General features: G+C 70.7%; 15 protein-coding genes. 13 read left to right on the top strand and 2 right to left on the bottom strand.

The window, feature by feature from the left end; genetic code table 11:
* Window positions 1–2 precede the first annotated feature (2 nt).
* The gene (locus tag I7X39_RS13665; protein ID WP_232351955.1) at window positions 3–1,433 is read right to left on the bottom strand and encodes a mannose-1-phosphate guanylyltransferase/mannose-6-phosphate isomerase; all 1,431 of its coding nucleotides are present in this window, start codon (window positions 1,431–1,433) and stop codon (window positions 3–5) included.
* A gap of 111 nt (window positions 1,434–1,544) precedes the next feature.
* Here I7X39_RS13665 and I7X39_RS13660 point away from each other — a divergent pair, with 111 nt between their 5' ends.
* The 7 genes from I7X39_RS13660 (at window position 1,545) to I7X39_RS13630 (ending at window position 8,993) form a co-directional block, all read left to right on the top strand.
* A complete protein-coding gene (locus I7X39_RS13660; protein ID WP_198111720.1) occupies window positions 1,545–2,027 on the top strand; it encodes a hypothetical protein in 483 nt (160 codons plus the stop codon).
* Window positions 2,027–3,592, top strand: a complete 1,566-nt coding sequence (ubiB, locus tag I7X39_RS13655) for a ubiquinone biosynthesis regulatory protein kinase UbiB (RefSeq protein ID WP_198111719.1) — start codon at window positions 2,027–2,029, stop codon at window positions 3,590–3,592. The genes I7X39_RS13660 and ubiB overlap by 1 nt, the downstream gene beginning before the upstream one ends.
* 145 nt (window positions 3,593–3,737) lie before the next feature.
* A complete protein-coding gene (locus I7X39_RS13650; RefSeq protein ID WP_198111718.1) occupies window positions 3,738–5,201 on the top strand; it encodes a high affinity choline transporter 1 in 1,464 nt (487 codons plus the stop codon).
* Window positions 5,202–5,293: 92 nt separating this feature from the next.
* Window positions 5,294–5,569 carry an FmdB family zinc ribbon protein gene (locus tag I7X39_RS13645; RefSeq protein WP_198111717.1) on the top strand — a complete coding sequence of 92 codons (276 nt, stop codon included), beginning with the start codon at window positions 5,294–5,296 and terminating at the stop codon, window positions 5,567–5,569.
* 16 nt (window positions 5,570–5,585) lie between these two features.
* Window positions 5,586–6,254 carry a DUF502 domain-containing protein gene (locus I7X39_RS13640; RefSeq protein ID WP_198111874.1) on the top strand — a complete coding sequence of 223 codons (669 nt, stop codon included), beginning with the start codon at window positions 5,586–5,588 and terminating at the stop codon, window positions 6,252–6,254.
* A gap of 89 nt (window positions 6,255–6,343) precedes the next feature.
* On the top strand, window positions 6,344–8,137 hold the full coding sequence (gene aspS / locus I7X39_RS13635; RefSeq protein ID WP_198111716.1) for an aspartate--tRNA ligase: 1,794 nt from the start codon (window positions 6,344–6,346) through the stop codon (window positions 8,135–8,137).
* Between the two features lie 64 nt (window positions 8,138–8,201).
* Window positions 8,202–8,993, top strand: a complete 792-nt coding sequence (locus tag I7X39_RS13630) for a CsgG/HfaB family protein (RefSeq protein ID WP_198111715.1) — start codon at window positions 8,202–8,204, stop codon at window positions 8,991–8,993.
* A 9-nt stretch (window positions 8,994–9,002) separates the two neighbouring features.
* On the opposite strand, the gene I7X39_RS13625 is transcribed toward I7X39_RS13630, so the two are convergent.
* Window positions 9,003–9,455: an Lrp/AsnC family transcriptional regulator gene (locus I7X39_RS13625; RefSeq protein ID WP_198111714.1), complete on the bottom strand. Its 453-nt coding sequence runs from the start codon at window positions 9,453–9,455 to the stop codon at window positions 9,003–9,005.
* Window positions 9,456–9,589: 134 nt separating this feature from the next.
* On the opposite strand from I7X39_RS13625, the gene I7X39_RS13620 reads away from it, so the two are divergent.
* The 6 genes from I7X39_RS13620 to clsB are packed head-to-tail and all read left to right on the top strand — an operon-like array spanning window position 9,590 to window position 18,031.
* Window positions 9,590–10,498: an EamA family transporter gene (locus I7X39_RS13620; RefSeq protein ID WP_198111713.1), complete on the top strand. Its 909-nt coding sequence runs from the start codon at window positions 9,590–9,592 to the stop codon at window positions 10,496–10,498.
* A gap of 6 nt (window positions 10,499–10,504) precedes the next feature.
* Complete coding sequence (gene nudB, locus I7X39_RS13615) at window positions 10,505–10,954, top strand: dihydroneopterin triphosphate diphosphatase (RefSeq protein ID WP_198111712.1); 450 nt, start codon at window positions 10,505–10,507, stop codon at window positions 10,952–10,954.
* A 36-nt stretch (window positions 10,955–10,990) separates the two neighbouring features.
* Window positions 10,991–15,070 (top strand): ATP-binding protein, encoded by a 4,080-nt coding sequence (locus tag I7X39_RS13610; RefSeq protein ID WP_198111711.1) that lies wholly within the window; start codon window positions 10,991–10,993, stop codon window positions 15,068–15,070.
* Window positions 15,067–16,002 carry a diguanylate cyclase gene (locus tag I7X39_RS13605; RefSeq protein ID WP_198111710.1) on the top strand — a complete coding sequence of 312 codons (936 nt, stop codon included), beginning with the start codon at window positions 15,067–15,069 and terminating at the stop codon, window positions 16,000–16,002. Before I7X39_RS13610 ends, I7X39_RS13605 begins: the two co-directional genes overlap by 4 nt.
* Window positions 15,999–16,760: an endonuclease/exonuclease/phosphatase family protein gene (locus I7X39_RS13600; protein ID WP_198111709.1), complete on the top strand. Its 762-nt coding sequence runs from the start codon at window positions 15,999–16,001 to the stop codon at window positions 16,758–16,760. Before I7X39_RS13605 ends, I7X39_RS13600 begins: the two co-directional genes overlap by 4 nt.
* Window positions 16,760–18,031 carry a cardiolipin synthase ClsB gene (clsB, locus tag I7X39_RS13595; protein ID WP_198111708.1) on the top strand — a complete coding sequence of 424 codons (1,272 nt, stop codon included), beginning with the start codon at window positions 16,760–16,762 and terminating at the stop codon, window positions 18,029–18,031. The genes I7X39_RS13600 and clsB overlap by 1 nt, the downstream gene beginning before the upstream one ends.
* Window positions 18,032–18,039 lie beyond the last annotated feature (8 nt).

The raw sequence follows: 18,039 nt of genomic DNA, 5'->3' as shown, positions 1-18,039 counted from the left end.
CCTCAGGCCCTTCCGTAGGTGTCGGAGTAGCGGACGATGTCGTCTTCGCCCAGGTAGCTGCCGCTCTGCACCTCGATGATCTCCAGCGGCACCTTGCCCGGGTTGGCCAGGCGGTGCACCTCGCCCAGCGGGATGTAGGTGCTCTGGTTCTCGCTCAGCAGGGTGGTCTTGTCGCCCACCGTCACCTCGGCCGTGCCGCTGACGACGATCCAATGCTCGGCGCGGTGATGGTGCATCTGCAGGCTCAAGGAGGCGCCCGGCTTGACCTGGATGCGCTTGACCTGGAAGCGCTCGCCGTGGTCGATGCCGTCGTACCAGCCCCAGGGGCGGTGCACCTTGCGGTGCAGCAACTGCTCGCCGCGGCCTTCCTTCTGGAGGCGCTCGACGATGGCCTTGACCTCCTGGCTGCGCGCGCGGTCGATCACCAGCACCGCGTCCGGCGTCTCGACCACCATCACGTTCTCCACGCCCACCGCGGCCACCAGGCGCGAGCCGGCGTGCACCAGGGTGTTGCGGCAGTTGGAAAGCAGGGCGTCGCCGCGCGTCACGTTGCCGCTGGCGTCCTTCTCGCCCACCTGCCAGACGGCTTCCCAGGCGCCCAGGTCGTTCCAGCCGGCGCTCAAGGGCACCATGGCCAGCGGATGCGCGCTGCCGGGGCAGCGCTCCATCACTGCGTAGTCCACCGATTCGCTGGGCACGGCGGCGAACAGGGTCTTGTCCGGACGCACGAACACGCTGTCCTGTTGGCGCTGGGCAAACGCGGCCTCGGTGGCGGCCAGGATGTCGGGGCGGAACTCGGCCAGGGCCTGGAGCCAGCTGCTGGCGCGCATCACGAACATGCCGGCGTTCCAGCTGTAGCCGCCCTCGCTGAGATAGCGCTGGGCCGTGGGGAGGTCGGGCTTTTCCACGAAAGCCTGCACCACCTCGCCGGCGCTGCGGATGTAGCCATAGCCCGTCTCGGGGCGGTCGGGCGTGACGCCCAGCACCACCAGGCTGCCGTCGGCAGCTCGGCGGGCCGCCTGGCGCATGGCGGCGGCGAAGGCGGCGGGGTCGGTCACCGTCTGGTCGGCCGGGGTCACCACCAGGATCGGGTCGCGGCCTTCCAGCGCGGCCTGCAGCGCAGCCAGCGTCACGGCGGGAGCGGTGTTGCGGCCGCAGGGCTCCAGCAGCACGGCACCAGGCGTCAGGCGTACTTCGCGCAGCTGTTCCAGCACCAGAAAGCGGTGTTCCTCATTGCCCACCACCAGCGGAGCGGCCACGGCCAAGCCCGGTTCGGCCAGCGCGGCCAGGCGTTCGGCGGCCTGCTGGAACAGGCTGCTGTTGCCGGACAGCACGAGGAATTGCTTGGGGTAACCGGCGCGCGACAGCGGCCACAGCCGCGTGCCGCTGCCGCCGGCCATGATGACCGGCTGGATGTCGAGGGGGGTGCTCATGGCGGAATGCTGAAAGCTGCCGCAGGGCGGCACAGGGCCGCGATCGTAGTGGAGGGGTCATTGCGGGCCCGCAGGCCGCCCCTGGGGCAGGGGGCTTTCTAGAATGCCCGCATGCTGATCGAACCCTTCGCCCCCGCCCTGCAGGAGCAGCTGGTGCTGTGGCTGAACCATGTGATGAGCCGTGAACCCGCGGCCATGGCCAAGCTGAAAGACTTCGTGGGGCGCCGCCTGAGTGTGGCGGTGCGCGGGGCACCCGCCTGGGCGCCGCAGCTGCCCGATCTGCACCTGGCCATCACCCCGGCCGGCCTGTTCGAGCGCCTGGCGCCCGAGGAGGCCGGTGAGGCCGCGCTGGCCATCGAGCTGGACGCCAGCAACCCGCTGCAATCGGCGCTGGCCGCGCTGAAGGGCCAGCGCGAGGGCGTCAGCGTGCGCGGTGACGCGGCCCTGGCCGGCGCGGTGAATTGGCTGTTCGACAATCTGCGCTGGGACCCGGCCGACGACATCGCCCGCTTCGTGGGTCCTGCACCGGCGCAGATGCTGGCCCAGGCTGCCGCGGGTCTGAAGGCCGCGCTCAGCCAGTTGCTGAAGCGCTGATGCGGCGCTTTCTGCGCCTGGCGCTGATCTTCTGGACCGTCGTCCGCTACGGTCTGGACGACCTGGCCCTGTCGGGCTTTTCCGACCAGCGGGTGCGCTGGCTGCGCCGGCTCACGAGCGTGGGTCGCAGCTGGGAGCAGCCGCGCGGCGTGCGCCTGCGCCTGGCGCTGGAGCGTCTGGGGCCGATCTTCGTCAAGTTTGGCCAGGTGCTTTCCACCCGGCGCGATCTGGTGCCGCCCGACATTGCCGAGGAGCTCGCCAAGCTGCAGGACCGCGTGCCACCCTTCTCGGCGGAGCTGAGCCGCCGCCTGGTCGAGCGCGCGTTCGCCAAACCCATCGAGGCCCTGTTCGCGCGCTTCGACGCCGAACCGGTGGCCAGCGCGTCGATTGCCCAGGTGCACTTCGCCCAGCTGCACGATGGGCGCGAGGTCGCCGTCAAGGTGCTGCGCCCGGGCATGCTGGACATCATCGAAGACGATCTCGGCCTGTTGCGCACGCTGGCGGCCTGGGTCGAGCGCCTCAGCGCCGATGGCCGCCGCCTGAAGCCGCGCGAGGTCGTGGCCGAGTTCGACATGTACCTGCATGACGAGCTCGACCTGGTGCGCGAGGCCGCCAATGCCGCGCAGCTGCGCCGCAATATGGACGGGCTGAACCTGGTGATGGTGCCCGAGATGATCTGGGACCTCTGCACCGCAGAGGTGATCGTCATGCAGCGCATGCACGGCCTGCCCATCAGCCAGGTGGACGGCCTGCGCGAGGCTGGCGTGGACATCAAGAAGCTGGCGCGCGACGGCGTCACCATCTTCTTCACCCAGGTGTTCCGCGACGGCTTCTTCCACGCCGACATGCACCCCGGCAACATCCTGGTCAGCGTCGCGCCCGAGACGTTCCAGCGCTATGTGGCACTCGATTTCGGGATCGTCGGCACACTCTCCGAGTTCGACAAGGACTACCTGGCGCAGAACTTCGTCGCTTTCTTCCGGCGCGACTACAAGCGCGTGGCCGAGCTGCATGTGGAGTCGGGTTGGGTGCCGCCCGACACGCGCATCGACGCACTGGAAGCCGCCATCCGCACCGTCTGCGAGCCGCAGTTCGACCGCCCGCTCAAGGACATCTCGCTCGGCCAGGTGCTGCTGCGCCTGTTCCAGACCTCGCGCCGCTTCAATGTCGAGATCCAGCCCCAGTTGGTGCTGCTGCAAAAGACCCTGCTGAACGTCGAAGGCCTGGGCCGCCAGCTTGACCCCGACCTCGACCTCTGGGCGACGGCCAAGCCCTTCCTGGAGCGCTGGATGGACGAGCAGGTCGGCGCACGTGCGCTGGCGCGCGTGCTGAAAAAGGAAGCGCCACGCCTGGCCCAGTTCCTGCCCGAGCTGCCGCGCCTGCTGCACGACGCCCTCAAGCAGCAGGCCGCCGGGCGCTCGACCGAGGCCACGCAGCAGCTGGTGAACGAGCTGCGCCGCACCAACCGCATGCTGCAGTCCCTGCTGTGGGCGCTGCTGGGCTTCACCGGTGGTGCGGTGGCGGCGGTGCTGCTGCTGCGTTGGTTCCAGCTGCCCCTGCTCTGAGGCGCGCCGGCCCCCTCGTGGGCCCCACCGGGTTTGGGGTAAAGGTCTAGAAGCGGGCGCCACCCCCGCCACCATAATCCCGCCCGCGCCGCCGCCCCCTGCCCGGGAGCCGCGGCGCCTTTCCATCCGTCCCGGTGCCGTGCCCATGAACACCACGCTGATCGTCTTCGTCGTCCTGTACCTGCTCGGCACCCTGGCCATCGGGGTCTGGGCCGGCTCCCGCATCAAGAACACCTCGGACTTCGCGATTGCCGGTCGCAGCCTGCCGCTGGTGATGGTGATCACGACCACCTTCGCCACCTGGTTCGGTGCCGAGACGGTGATGGGCATCCCCGCCAAGTTCGTGCAGGGCGGCCTGGGCGCCATCGTCGAGGACCCCTTCGGCGCCGGCACCTGCCTGATCCTGGTGGGTCTGTTCTTCGCCGCCAAGCTTTACCAGCGCAACCTGCTGACCATCGGCGACTTCTACCGCCAGCGCTACGGCAAGGGCGTGGAGGTGTTCTGCTCGGCGGCCATCATCCTCAGCTACCTGGGCTGGGTGGCGGCGCAGATCACGGCGCTGGGTCTGGTCTTCAATGTGCTGACCAATGGCGCCATGAGCCCGGCCACCGGCATGATCATCGGCACCCTGGCGGTGCTGATCTATGTGGTGATCGGCGGCTTCCTGGCCGTGGCCTGGACGGACTTCATCCAGATGATCGTGCTGGTGGTCGGCCTGTCCGTGATCGCCGTCTTCGCGGCCGACCTGGCTGGCGGCGCCGGCAAGGTGCTCGACCTGGCGAGCCAGAAGGACCTGTGGAAGTTCTTCCCCGAGCCCAGCTTCACCGACATGGCGATGTTCATCGGTGCGGCCCTGACCATGATGCTGGGCTCGATCCCCCAGCAGGACGTGTTCCAGCGCGTGATGTCCGCCAAGGACGCCAAGACCGCCCAGCGCGGCGCGGTGATCGGCGGCACCGCCTACATCCTGTTCGCCTTCGTGCCGATGTTCATCGTCAGCGCCGCCGTGGTGGTGATGGGCAACGAAGTGATGGAGCTGGCCGCCAACGACTACCAGCGCGTGCTGCCCGCCTTCATCATGGGCAAGATGCCGCTGATCATGCAGATCCTGTTCTTCGGAGCGCTGCTGTCGGCCATCAAGAGCACCTCCTCGGCCACGCTGCTGGCGCCTTCCACCAGCTTCGTCGAGAACATCCTCAAGCAGATGCGCCCGGGCATGACGGACAAGCAGCAGCTGCTGGCGATGCGCTGGACCATCGTCATCTTTGCCGGCCTGGTGCTGGCCTACGCCATCGCCATGCAGGGCACCTCGATCTACGAGCTGGTGTCGGCCGCCTACCAGGTCACGCTGGTGGGGGCCTTCATCCCGCTGGTGTTCGGCCTGTACTGGTCGCGGGCCAGCACGCAGGGCGCGATCTTCTCGCTGGTGGCCGGCGTGGGCACCTGGATCGCCTTCTTCCCGCAGGTCACCACCTGGGGCGAGGTCTTCCCGGGCCAACTGGCCGGCCTGATCGCGGCCTTCTTCGGCATGGTGCTGGGCTCGCTGGCGCCGCAGTGGCTGGCGAACCGCCACGAGCATGTCGACCACCACTTGAAGCCGCACCCCTGAACCCCATCTGTTCCGGGCCTGCGCCCATTCCGCATGGCGGGATGGGGGTTTCTTAGAATCGCGGGCTTTTTGCCCGCTCCCGGAGTTGTTCCATGCCCATCTACGCCTACCGCTGCAGCGCCTGTGGCCATGCCAAGGATGTGCTGCAAAAGCTGACTGACGCCCCGTTGAGCACCTGCCCGGCCTGTGGCGCCGACACCTTCGCCAAGCAGCTGACGGCTGCCGGCTTCCAGCTCAAGGGCTCGGGCTGGTACGCCACCGATTTCAAGGGTGGCGCCAGCGCGCCGGCGCCAGCGGCCGCGGAGGCCGCCCCGGCACCGGCGGCCGCCGGCTGCGGCACCGCCTGCAGCGGCTCCGGCTGCCATTAAGGAACCCGTGTCCACGCTGCGCAAATACCTGATCGCCGGCCTGCTGGTCTGGCTGCCCCTGGCCATCACGGTCTGGGTGCTACATGCCGTCCTGGGTCTGCTGGATGGCATCTTTGCCGCAGTGCTGGGCGCGGCCGCCAAGGTCGCCCCACCCGGCCTGGCCGGCTTCCTGGGCGAGCTGCACAAGATTCCTGGCCTGGGCGTGCTGGTGCTGGCCCTGCTGCTGCTGGCCACCGGCGTGTTCGTGGCCAATTTCGTCGGCCAGTGGTGGTTGCGCCAGTGGGATGGGTTGATGCACCGCATCCCCATCGTCAAGAGCATCTACAGCTCGGTCAAGCAGGTTAGCGACACCCTGTTCTCCAGCAAGGGCAACGCCTTTCGCGAGGCCGTGCTGGTGGAGTACCCGCGCGCCGGCAGCTGGACGATCGCCTTCGTCACCGGCAAGCCCGCGGCCGAGGTGGCGCCGCTGCTGGGCGATGGCAGCGAGCATGTCTCGCTCTACGTGCCCACCACGCCCAATCCGACCTCGGGTTTCTTCCTGATGGTGCCCAAGAGCCAGCTGCGCCCGCTCGCCATGAGCGTGGATGCCGCGCTCAAGCACATCATCTCCATGGGGGTCGTGGCCCCCAGCGCTCCTTCGCCGGCGGCAGCGGTAGCGCCGAGCGACCCCAATCCGATCGGCTGAGCCCGCCGGCGTCGGGCTCAGCCAGGGCATCGCCAATCCCCCCTTTTTTTCAGTTTGTGTGGCCGCGCCGAAGTGGCCAGGAGTCAGAAATGCGTACGAGTTACTGTGGTGATGTGAGCGAGGCCCTGCTGGGTCAAGAGGTGACGCTGATGGGCTGGGCCCACCGCCGGCGTGACCATGGCGGCGTGATCTTCATCGACCTGCGCGACCGCCAGGGCCTGGTGCAGGTGGTCTGCGACCCCGACCGCGCCGAGATGTTCAAGACGGCCGAGGGCGTGCGGGGCGAGTTCTGCCTGCAGGTCAAGGGCAAGGTCCGCGCGCGCCCGGCCGGCACCGAGAACGCCAACCTGGTGAGCGGCAAGATCGAGGTGCTCTGCCACGAGCTGACGGTGCTGAACCCCAGCGTCACGCCGCCGTTCCAGCTGGACGACGACAACCTCAGCGAGACCACGCGCCTGACGCACCGCGTGCTGGACCTGCGCCGCCCGGCCATGCAGAAGAACCTGATGCTGCGCTACCGCGTGGCGATGGAGTGCCGCAAGTTCCTGGACGAGAACGGCTTCATCGACGTCGAGACGCCGATGCTGACCAAGAGCACCCCGGAAGGCGCACGCGACTACCTGGTGCCCAGCCGCGTGCACGACGGCATGTTCTTCGCGCTGCCGCAGAGCCCCCAGCTCTTCAAGCAGCTGCTGATGGTGGCCGGCTTCGACCGCTACTACCAGATCACCAAGTGCTTCCGCGACGAGGACCTGCGCGCCGACCGCCAGCCCGAGTTCACCCAGATCGATATCGAGACCAGCTTCCTGACCGAGGAAGAGATCCGCTCGATGTTCGAAGGGATGATCCGCCACGTCTTCCGCAAGGCCATGAACGTGGAGCTGGGTGACTACCCGGTGATGAAGTACGCCGAGGCCATGCACCGCTTCGGTTCCGACAAGCCCGACCTGCGCGTCAAGCTCGAGTTCACCGAGCTGACCGACTGCATGGGCGATGTGGACTTCAAGGTCTTCAGCGGCCCGGCCACCACCCCGGGTGGCCGCGTGGTGGCGCTGCGCGTGCCCGGCGGCGCCGAGATGAGCCGCGGCGAGATCGACGCCTACACCGAGTTCGTCAAGATCTACGGCGCCAAGGGCCTGGCCTGGGTCAAGGTCAATGAGGTGGCCAAGGGCCGCGAGGGTCTGCAGTCGCCCATCGTCAAGAACCTGCACGACGCGGCGATTGCCGAGATCCTGAAGCGCTCGGGCGCGCAGGATGGCGACATCCTGTTCTTCGGTGCCGACAAGGCCAAGGTCGTCAACGACGCCATCGGTGCGCTGCGCATCAAGATCGGCCACAGCGAGTTCGCCAAGGCCAAGGGCCTGTTCGAGGACCGCTGGGCGCCGCTGTGGGTGGTGGACTTCCCGATGTTCGAGCACGACGAGGAAAACGGCCGCTGGGCCGCCGTGCACCACCCCTTCACCGCACCGAAGGACGGGCATGAGGACTACATGGCCACCGACCCGGGTCGTTGCATTGCCAAGGCCTACGACATGGTGCTGAACGGCTGGGAACTGGGCGGCGGCTCGGTGCGTATCCACCGCGCCGAGGTGCAGGCCAAGGTCTTCGAGGCGCTGAACATCAGCGAGGAAGACCAGCGCGTCAAGTTCGGCTTCCTGCTCGACGCCCTGCAGTACGGCGCGCCCCCGCATGGTGGCCTGGCCTTCGGCCTGGACCGCCTGGTGACGCTGATGACCAAGGCCGAGTCGATCCGCGACGTGATCGCCTTCCCGAAGACCCAGCGCGCCCAGTGCCTGCTGACCGGCGCGCCGAGCAATGTGGACGAGAAGCAGCTGCGCGAGCTGCACATCCGCCTGCGCAATGCCGCAGCCACCGCGGCTTGATGGCGGCGTGATCGAATCCCAGGGCAGCTTCGGCTGCCCTTTTTCATTTCTGGTGACAAATCGTATGAAGCGCGTACTTGGTCTCTGTGTGGTGATGGCATTGAGCGCCTGCGGCAAGCAAGGCACCGAGCTGGGGCAGGGCGGTTCGGTGGTGACGGGCTCGGGCGGCCCGGCTGGCGCCAAGAACGCGGCCAAGGAGCTGGTGAAGTGCGACGCGCCGGTGGCCACGCTGGCGCTGGTGGAGAACCCGAACGGCTATGTCTACGGCGGCGCGCGCGGCCTGCCCGAGACGCCGCTGCCGCTGGTGCGCCTGCTGGCGCAGCAGAGCGGCTGCTTCCGCGTCGTGGACCGCAATATGGGTCTCAAGCAGATCGTGCAGGAGCATGAGCTGAAGGAGTCCGGCCTGCTGCGCCAGAAGGACAGCACGGTCCACAAGGGCAAAGGCTACGAGGCGCAGTACATGCTCACGCCCTCGCTCACCTTCAGCGAGATGGACGCCGGCCGTCAGGTCGGCGGCATCCTGGGGCAGATCCCGGTGCTGCGGAACTTCGTCGGGGCGGCCGAGCAGGTCAAGCTCAAGGAGGCCCAGGTGACCCTGCTGCTGGTGGACAGCGAGACCACCGAACAGGTGGCCGCGGCCACGGGCTCGGTGCGCGTCACCGACCTGGGCGTGGGCGGCTTCATGATGGGCAAGCTGGGCGGCGCGGCCGGGGCCGGCTGGGCCAACAGCAACGAGGGCAAGGTGATCGCCGCCGCTTTCCTGGATGCGCACAACCAGCTGGTGCAGCAGGCGCGCGAGCTGGCCGCCAAGGACCTGCCGCCGCCGGTGGCGACGAAGAAGAACAAGCCGGACTGATTTCCCGCCTCAGCGCAGCGGCAGCGGCGCCCCTGTCTTCACGCTGCGGATGGAGAAGCTGCTGGTGATGTCCTGCACCATCGGCAGGGCCTGCAGCCGGCGCACGCAGTGTTCGTAGTCGGCCAGCTCGCGCACCACCACCTCCAGAAGGTAGTCGTGCGCGCCTGACACCACATGGCAGGCCAGCACCTCGGCCATGGCCTGGGCGGCACCCTCGAACTCGCGCACGGCGTCCTCGCGGTGATGCTGCAGGCGCACGTTGACGAACACCGTCACCCCGAGGTTCAAGGCCTTGCGGTTCAGCACCGCGCGGTAGCCGTCGATCAGCCCCGCCTCTTCCAGGCGCTTGAGCCGGCGTGCGCAGGGGGATTGCGACAGGGCGACGCGCTCGGACAGCTCGGCGATGCTGAGGCGGCCATCACGCTGCAGCAGGTCGAGGATTTGCAGGTCCAGGGCGTCCATGGGTTGAAATCGCTTCTTGATGATTTGATTTTGGTGATTTTCGCCAATAGCGATCCGTTCCGGCATCGAAATCGCTGAAATCCACCCCGACCGCCTGGTCAGAATTCCTAGGGTTAACACGGAGTTCGACGACCATGCAGTTCCGCGCCGCCAGCCCCTGGGCCCTGATTCGCCTGCCGGCCCTGAGTGCCAGCCAACTGGGTTGGGCGGCCATGGGCCTGACCCTGCTCATCTGGGCGGGCTTCTTCCTGTCGCTGCGTGCAGGGGCCAAGGCGGCGCTGGCGCCCACCGACCTGGCGCTGCTGCGCTTCCTGCCGGCGGCGCTGCTGCTGGCCCCGCTGGCCTGGGCGCGGCGCCGCCGCCTGCTGCAGGTGCCGCCGCGGCTGCTGTTGGCCATCCTGTTCGGCGCGGGCCTGCCCTACTTTCTGCTGGCCGGCTGGGCCATGCGCCACGCGCCGGTGGCCGATGGCGCCACCCTGATTCCGGGCACGCTGCCGCTCTCCGCCGCGCTGCTGGCCGCGTTTGCCGGCGGCCGCACGGCCCTGGCGCGCTGGCCGGCGCTGCTGGCCATTGCGGTAGGCGTGCTGGTGCTGCTGGTGCTGGGCTCGGGCGCCAGTGGGGCCGCCTGGGTCTATGGGCTGTTCCTGCTGTGCAGCCTGCTGTGGTCGAACTACACCCTGGCGCTGCGCCGCGCCGGGCTGCAGCCGCTGGAGGCGGTGGCCCTGCTGGCGCTGCTGTCCAGCCTGCTGCTGCTGCCCTTGCTGGTCTGGCAGCCCCCCACGGCCCTGCTGGCCCTGCCCACCGACACCCTGCTGCTGCAGTTTCTGGTGCAGGGCCTGGGCGTGGGCCTGGTGTCTACCTTCAGCTTCAGCCTGGCGGTGGCGCGCCTGGGTGCGCAGCGTTGTGCCGCCGCTGGCGCGCTCACGCCGGTGCTGGCCGGCCTGCTGGCCTGGGCGCTGCTGGGCGAGGCACCGGGCCTGGCCACGCTGGTGGGCATGGGCTTGATCGTGGGCGGCGTGCTGTGGAGTCAGCGCCGCGTATAACGCGGCATGCCTTTCAAGATCCCTGAGTCGGTGCTGGTGGTGATCCACACTCCGGCGCTGGACGTGCTGCTGATCGAACGTGTGGAGCCGCCCGGTTTCTGGCAGTCCGTCACCGGCGCCAAGGACCATGCGGACGAGCCCTGGACCGTGACGGCCTGGCGCGAGGTGGCCGAGGAAACCGGCATCCGCGCCGGCAGCCTTGCCGACTGGGAGCTGGAAAACGTCTACGAGATCTACCCGCGCTGGGCGCACCGCTACGCCCCGGGGGTGACGCACAACCGCGAGCGCGTGTTTGGCCTCACCGTGCCGGCCGGTACGCCGGTGCAGCTGAACCCGCGTGAGCACCGGGCCTGGCGCTGGCTGCCCTGGCAGCAGGCGGCCGATGCCTGCTTCTCGCCCTCGAACGCCGAGGCCATCCTGCAGTTGCCCCGGCGCCTACCCCGGCGCCAACCCTGATGGCCGGCCGCTGCTGCCCGCGCGCATGATGGCGCGGTGAGCCGCGCCAGCCCTCCTGCCACCTCCGCCGCGCTGCGCCAGCGCCTGCGCCTGGCCCTGGCCGTGGCCCTGTGCGGCAGCCTGCTGTCGCTGGCGGCCGGCTATGGCTTGGCGCGCAGCACCCAGCGCCAGGCCGAGGCCGAGCTGCAGCGCCTGAGCCAGCGCGTGGCCCTGGTGCTGCAGCAGCGCGTCGAGGCCCCCACCGAGGGCCTGCGCGGCCTGCGCGGCATGCTGGAGGCCACGCAGCGCCTGGAGCAGCCGGCGCTGGAGCGCTATGTGCAATCGCGCGAACTGCTGGGGCGCTTTCCGGGTGTGCAGGGCTTCGGCTGGGTGCAGGCCACCGCGCAGGGCTATGCCTGGCAGGCCTTTGCCGCCGCGCCCGGCACGCAGGCCCCGCCGCTGGATGGCGACCCGGCCTGGCGTGCCACGCTGGACGCCGCGGTGGCACAGGCCCAGCCGCAGCTCTCGGCCCCCACCGGCCAGGGCTGGGTGCTGGCGCTGCCGCTCTACCAGGCGGGCAAGCCGCAGCAGACGGCGCAGCAGCGCATCGATGCCCTGCAAGCCCTGCTGCTGGCGCCGCTGCAACCCGCCGGCCTGCTGCAGGACCTGGAGGCCCTGGGCGCCGGTGATCTGGCCCTGCGCCTGAGCGACCGCGCCCAACCCGCCACGCCGCTGCACATCAGCCCCGGCTGGCGGCCCGGTGTGGCCGGCCAGACCCAGCTGCTGCAGGTGCTGGGCCGCGGCCTGCTGCTGGAAAGCCAGCCCAGCCCGGCACTCAGCGCAAAGTACCCGCTATGGCCTGCGGCCGGCCTGGCGGCGGCCGGCGTGCTGCTCAGCTACCTGTTCGGCCTGCTGCTGGTGCAGCAGCTGCGCGCCCGCGAGCGGGTGGAGCTGGAGAACCAGGCGCTCACGCGCGAACTGGAACAGCTCTCGCGCGTGGCGCGGCGCAGCTCCAACGCCGTGCTGATGGCCGACCCGGAGGGCCGCATCAGCTGGGTCAACGAGGCCTTCAGCCAGCTGCACGGCTGGCGCGCCGAGGAAGCCCTGGGCCACAAGGTGGAGGAGCTGCTGCAGATCGAGCTGGGCGACGGCGAGCGCGCCGCGCGCGGCCGCGACGGCAGCCTGCACTGGGTGCTGCAGGAATGCCTGCAGAGCCCGCAGGGGCCGATCCTGATCCAGACCGACATCCACGAGCGCAAGCGCATGGAAGCCGAGCTGGCCGCCGGCCGCGAGCTGCTGGACCGCAGCGGCCGCATTGGCGGCGTGGGCGGCTGGGCGCTGGATTTGCGCACGCAGACCATGCGCTGGACCGAGCAGGCCTGCCGCCTGCACGAGCTGCCGCTCGACCACCAGCCCAGCCTGGAAGAGGCGCTGGGCTACTTTGCGCCCGAGGCGCAGCTGAGCCTGCACGAGGCCCTGGACGCGGCGCGCGAGCACGGCCGCGGCTTCGAGCTGGAGCTGCCGCTGGTGACGGCGCGCGACCGCAAGATCTGGGTGCGCGTGGTGGGCGAGGTCGAGTTCCAGGGCGGCCGGCCGGCCCATCTGCACGGCACCTTGCAGGACGTGAGCGCGCGCCGCGAGGCCCAGGAGCAGGTGCGCCGCAGCGCCGAGCAGCTGCGTGCCGCCATCGACGCCGTCGACCAGGCCTTTGCGCTCTACGACCCGCAGGACCGCCTGGTGTTCTGCAACGAGCGCTACCGCCAGCTGCTGCCCCAGGGCCCCGAGCTGTTCGAGCCCGGCACGCCCTACCGCAGCCTGCTCACCGAGCTGGCCGAGCGCGGCCTCGTGCCAGCCGCCAGCGGGCAGGAAGAAGCCTGGGTGGCACGGCGTCTCGCCGAGCGCCGCGCCGGCGCCGTCAACGAACTGCTGCATCTGAGTGACGGCCGCGTGCTGCGCGTCATCGACCGCCGCATGAGCGATGGCCATGTGGTGGGCTTTCGCATCGACATCACCGAGCTGGTGCAGGCCAGCGAGCGCGCGCAGGCGGCCGCCACCGCCAAGAGCCAGTTCCTGGCGAACATGAGCCATGAGATCCGCACGCCGCTGCATGCCGTGCTGGGCATGCTGGCCCTGCTGGGCCGCAGCGGCCTGAACGCGCGCCAGAGCGACTACCTGGGCCAGGCCGACAGCGCGGCGCGCGCCCTGCTGGCCCTGCTGAACGACACGCTGGACTTCGCCAAGATCGAGGCCGGCAAGATGGGCCTGGACCCCCAGCCCATCGTGTTCGAGGACTTCTGGCGCGAGCTGGCGCCGCTGTGGGCCGCCGGCCTGCGCGACAAGCCGGTGGAGCTGATCTTCGACCTCGACCCCGCGCTGCCCGCCGCCGTGCTGGGAGACGCGCTGCGCCTGCAGCAGGTGCTGCTGAACCTGGGCTCCAACGCCGTCAAGTTCACCGAACGCGGCGAGGTGCGCCTGCAGGTGCGCCTGCTGGCTCGCGAGGCGGGGCGCTGCCTGCTGGCCTTCAGCGCCAAGGACACCGGCATCGGCATTGCGCCCGAGCACCAGCAGCGCATCTTTGCCGGCTTCACCCAGGCCGAAGCCAGCACCACGCGCCGCTTTGGCGGCACGGGTCTGGGCCTGGCCATCAGCCAGCACCTGGTGGCGCTGATGGGCGGCCATCTGCAGGTGCGCAGCGTGCCGGGGCAGGGTAGCGAGTTCTTCTTCGAGCTGCGCCTGCCGGTGGTGGAGCTGCCCGCGGCCCCCGCCCCACCCGCACAGGTGCTGCGCGCCTGGCTGCCGCAGCCGGCGGGCCGCGCCGTGCTGCAGGCCCTGGTGCAGCAGCTGGGCTGGCAGCTGGAGCTGCTGGAGACGCCGCTGCAGCTCGACACCCTGGCCGTGGGCGCACCGCTGCTGCTGGACCCGGGTGCCGGCGACGAGCCGCTGCGCCGCCTGCGCAGCCGCCGGCCCGAGCAGCCCTGCCTGGTGCTGGGCAGCCTGCAGCTGCAGGAGCGCTGGCAGGCCGAGGGCCTGCTGGACGGCCCAGCGCTGGCCCTGCTCAAGCCGCTCACGCCCGGAGCGCTGCGGCGCGCGCTGGTGCGCCTGCAGCAGCCGGCCGAGCACGCCGGGGTGCCCCAGCCGCGCCTGCCGGGCCTGCGCCTGCTGGTGTGCGAGGACAACCCCACCAACCAGCGTGTGGTGGGCGAGCTCCTGCGCCTGGAGGGCGCCCAACTGCAGCTGGCAGACGATGGCGCGCAGGGCCTGGCGGCGCTGCAGGCCACCCCCGAGGCCTTCGACGCCGTACTGATGGACCTGCAGATGCCCCAGCTGGATGGGCTGGAGGCCACGCGCCGCCTGCGCCGTGCCGGCCTGCGCCTGCCGGTGATCGGCATGTCCGCCAACGCCAGCGCGGCCGACCGCCAGGCCTGCCTGAACGCCGGGCTGGACGACCTGATCGGCAAGCCCTTCGAGCTGGAGCAGCTGGTGGTCACGCTGCGGCGCTGGACCGGCCGGGCCGCCCCCTTGCCGGGCCGTCCCGCGCCGGTGACGGACAGCAACCTTGCCGACCCCGTGCACGCACTGGCCCTGGCCGCCGGCGTGAACCTGAGCACCGCGCTGGCGCGCCTGGGCGGCCAGCGTGCCGTCTACTCGCGCTGCCTGGACGGCTTCCTGGCCGAGCTGCGCGAGCCGCGCGCGCTGGACGCGCGCCGCCTGCACAGCCTGCAGGGCAATGCCGCCACGCTGGGCGCGCAGGTGCTGGCCGACGAACTTCAGGCCCTGGGCGGCGCGGCCGCACGCTCCGGCCCCGAGCAAGAGGCCTGCGTGCGCACCCTGCTGGACGAAGCGCGCCCCGGCCTGGAGGCCCTGGCCGTGGCGCTGCACGGCGAGCTCGGGGTGCAGGCCGCCCCCGAGCCCGCGCCCGCCGCCGGAGCGGCTGCGCCTGCGCCCCTGCGCGCCGAGCTGGAGGCGCTGCTGACCCTGCTGCGGAGCTCCGATCTGGCCGCGCTGGAGCGCCTGCCGCGCCTGCGTGCGCTCGGCCTGGGGCGTAAGCTGAAGGACCTGGAGACCCTGGTGGACCAATTCGATTTCGCCGCCGCCGCCGAGCTGGTGCGGCGCTGGCTGCAAGAACCCGCCCCATGAACGAACCCGATCCGTCCGCCGCGCCGCGCCTGCTGGTCGTCGACGACCAGCCCATCAACATCCAGGCGCTGTACCGCAGCTTCGCGGCCGACCACCAGGTCTTCATGGCCACCACCGGTCGCCAGGCCCTGCAGGTGGCCGAGCAGCAGCGGCCCGACCTGATCCTGCTCGACCTGGAGCTGCCCGACATGGACGGCCTGGCCGTCTGCCAGGCGCTCAAGGCGCAGGAGCTCACGCGCGACATCCCGGTCATCTTCGTCACCGCGCATGGCAATGACGAAGTCGAGACGCGCGGGCTCGAAGCCGGCGCGGTGGACTTCATCCACAAGCCCATCAACCCCGCCGTGGTGCGGGCGCGCGTGCGCACCCACCTCACGCTCAAGCAGCAGTCCGACCAGCTGCGCCGCCTGGCCTTCATCGACGGCCTGACCGGCCTGCACAACCGCCGCGCGCTCGACGAGCGCCTGAACGCCGAACTGCGCCACGCCGCGCGCACCGCCCAACCGCTGGCGCTGGCCATGATCGACGTGGACTTCTTCAAGGCCTACAACGACCATTACGGCCACCAGGCCGGCGACGACGCGCTGCGCGCCGTGGCCCAGGCCCTGCAGCGCGGCATGCTGCGGCCGGTGGACCTGGCGGCGCGCTACGGCGGCGAGGAGTTCGTCTGCCTGCTGCCCGAAACCGAGGCCCCCGGCGCGCTGGCCGTGGCCGAACGCCTGCGCGCCGCCGTGCAGGCCCTGGCGCTGCCGCATGCCCGCTCCAGCGTGGCCGAGGTGCTGACGGTCAGCATCGGCGTGGCCGCCTGGCTGGCCAGCGCGGGGCGGCCCATGCTGACGCCCGACACCCTGCTGCAGGCCGCCGACGCGGCCCTCTACGACGCCAAGCATGGCGGCCGCAACCGCGTGTGCGGCCGCGACTTCGAAGCATGAGCGACATTCAGGAATCTACGCTGCGCCTGGCCACCTACAACATCCACAAGGGCGTGCGCGGCCTCGGGCCGGCTCGCCGGCTGGAGATCCACTCGCTGCGCGAGGGTGTGCGCGAGCTGGCTGCCGATCTGGTGGCGCTGCAGGAGGTGCGGGCGTTCAACCACCACGAGGCGCGCCGCTTCGCCCACCAGGGCTGGCCTGAGGAGGGGCAGGCCCAGTACCTCGCGCCCGAGGGCTTTCACACCGTCTACCGCAGCAATGCCGTCACCAATGGCGGCGAGCATGGCAATGCGCTGCTCTCGCGCTGGCCCATCCTGCATGTGGGCCACCACGACGTCTCCGACCACCGGCTGGAACAGCGCGGCCTGCTGCATGTGCAGGTCGACTGGCCGGGCTGCCCGCTGCATGTGGTGGTGCTGCACCTGGGCCTGTTTGCCGGCAGCCGGCTGCGCCAGGTGCACCGCCTCGGCGCCTATCTGGAGCGCGAGGTGCCGCCGGATGCCGCGCTGCTCGTCACCGGCGACTTCAACGACTGGCGCGAGCGCCTGGATCCGGCCCTGGCCGATCTGCAACTGCACCGCGCCGAGGTGGACGGCCACCGGCCCCAGACCTTCCCCTCGCGCGCGCCGATCTTCGCGCTCGATCGCGTCTACCTGCGTGGTCTGCGCTGCCGCCGCATCGAAGTGCCGCGCGGCCTGCCCTGGGCGCGCGTGAGCGACCACCTGCCCCTGGTGGCGGAGCTGGAGCCCGACCGGTGATGCGCGCGCGCGCCGCCCCCTGCGGCGGCCACGAGATCCGCCTGCTCGAAGGCGGCGATGAACTCTTCCCTGCGCTGTGCGAGGCCATCCGTGCTGCCACCCACGAGGTCTGGTTCGCCAGCTACATCGTGCACACCGATGCCCCTTCAGAAGCGGTGCTGGACGCGCTGCGCGCCGCGGCGCGGCGCGGCGTGCGCGTGCGCATGGTGGTGGATGGCTTCGGCGCCCGCCACGCCTTGCCCTGGTGGCAGGAGCGGCTGGAGGGCAGCGGCGTGGCGCTGGCGGTGTTCCGCCCCATCGACCGCTGGTGGCACTGGCTGCAGCCGGGCCAGCTGCGTCGCCTGCACCAGAAGCTCTGCGTGGTGGACGGCGAGCACGCCTTCGTGGGCGGCATCAACCTCATCGACGACCGGCGCGACCTGAACCACGGCGAGCTGGAGGCGCCGCGGCTCGATTACGCCGTGCACCTGCGCGGCGCGCTGGCGCACGACGTGGCGCGCGCCGCCCGCAAGGTCTGGACGCGCGCTTGGCTGGGCCGCGATTTCAGCGAGGAGCTGCGCGACTGGCTGCTCGCCCCCGAGCTGGTGGACCGCTCGCGCGAGCTGCTGGGCCGCTGGTGGCAGCGCACGCGCGGCCTGCTGGGCGTGCGCAAGGCCTTGCGCGCCCAGCAGCGCGCCGCCCAGTCCGACCGCCGCCCGGTGCGTGCCGCCTTCGTGCTGCGCGACAACCTGCGCCACCGCCACGACATCGAGCGCGAGTACCTGCACGCGCTGCGCAGCGCGCAGACCCGCTTCGATCTCATCTGCCCTTACTTCTACCCCAGCGCCCGCCTGCTGCGCGCGCTGCTGGGCGCGGCCCGGCGTGGCGTGCAGGTGCGCCTGCTGCTGCAGGGCCGCTTCGACTACCGCCTCGCCGCGCTGGCCGCGCGCGCGCTGTATGCCGAGCTGCTGGCGCGCGGCGTGCGCATCTATGAATACCGCGCCGCCTTCCTGCACGCCAAGGTGGCGCTGGCCGATGCCGAATGGGCCACCGTGGGCAGCAGCAATCTCGACCCGACCTCGCTGCTGCTGAACCTGGAAGCCAATGTGGTCGTTTACGACGCCGGCTTCAACCAGGAAATTGGCCAGGCCTTCGAGCGCGCGCTCGAAGGGGCCGAGGCCATCCACCCGGCCGGCGCACCGCAAGGCCTGGGCGCCTGGCTGAAGCGCCTGCTGGTGGCGTGGATTGCGCAGACCTATCTGCGGGTGGCGGGCGGGCCGGAGCGTTACTGAGCCTGGCC

The sequence above is a fragment of the Inhella proteolytica genome (assembly GCF_016093275.1).
In the GTDB taxonomy this organism is placed as follows: Bacteria; Pseudomonadota; Gammaproteobacteria; order Burkholderiales; family Burkholderiaceae_C; genus Inhella; species Inhella proteolytica.
Note: the sequence above shows the minus strand (reverse complement) of the source record. Positions and strands in the feature narration are given on the sequence as shown.

Bases quoted from the DNA above. Each gene is read 5' to 3' on its own strand.
- I7X39_RS13625 (WP_198111714.1), bottom strand. From the start codon at position 9,455: ATGGACGCCCTGGACCTGCAAATCCTCGACCTGCTGCAGCGTGATGGC.
- I7X39_RS13630 (WP_198111715.1), top strand. From the start codon at position 8,202: ATGAAGCGCGTACTTGGTCTCTGTGTGGTGATGGCATTGAGCGCCTGC.
- I7X39_RS13645 (WP_198111717.1), top strand. From the start codon at position 5,294: ATGCCCATCTACGCCTACCGCTGCAGCGCCTGTGGCCATGCCAAGGAT.
- I7X39_RS13605 (WP_198111710.1), top strand. From the start codon at position 15,067: ATGAACGAACCCGATCCGTCCGCCGCGCCGCGCCTGCTGGTCGTCGAC.
- nudB (WP_198111712.1), top strand. From the start codon at position 10,505: ATGCCTTTCAAGATCCCTGAGTCGGTGCTGGTGGTGATCCACACTCCG.
- clsB (WP_198111708.1), top strand. From the start codon at position 16,760: ATGCGCGCGCGCGCCGCCCCCTGCGGCGGCCACGAGATCCGCCTGCTC.
- ubiB (WP_198111719.1), top strand. From the start codon at position 2,027: ATGCGGCGCTTTCTGCGCCTGGCGCTGATCTTCTGGACCGTCGTCCGC.
- I7X39_RS13620 (WP_198111713.1), top strand. From the start codon at position 9,590: ATGCAGTTCCGCGCCGCCAGCCCCTGGGCCCTGATTCGCCTGCCGGCC.
- I7X39_RS13665 (WP_232351955.1), bottom strand. From the start codon at position 1,433: ATGAGCACCCCCCTCGACATCCAGCCGGTCATCATGGCCGGCGGCAGC.
- I7X39_RS13650 (WP_198111718.1), top strand. From the start codon at position 3,738: ATGAACACCACGCTGATCGTCTTCGTCGTCCTGTACCTGCTCGGCACC.
- I7X39_RS13600 (WP_198111709.1), top strand. From the start codon at position 15,999: ATGAGCGACATTCAGGAATCTACGCTGCGCCTGGCCACCTACAACATC.
- aspS (WP_198111716.1), top strand. From the start codon at position 6,344: ATGCGTACGAGTTACTGTGGTGATGTGAGCGAGGCCCTGCTGGGTCAA.
- I7X39_RS13660 (WP_198111720.1), top strand. From the start codon at position 1,545: ATGCTGATCGAACCCTTCGCCCCCGCCCTGCAGGAGCAGCTGGTGCTG.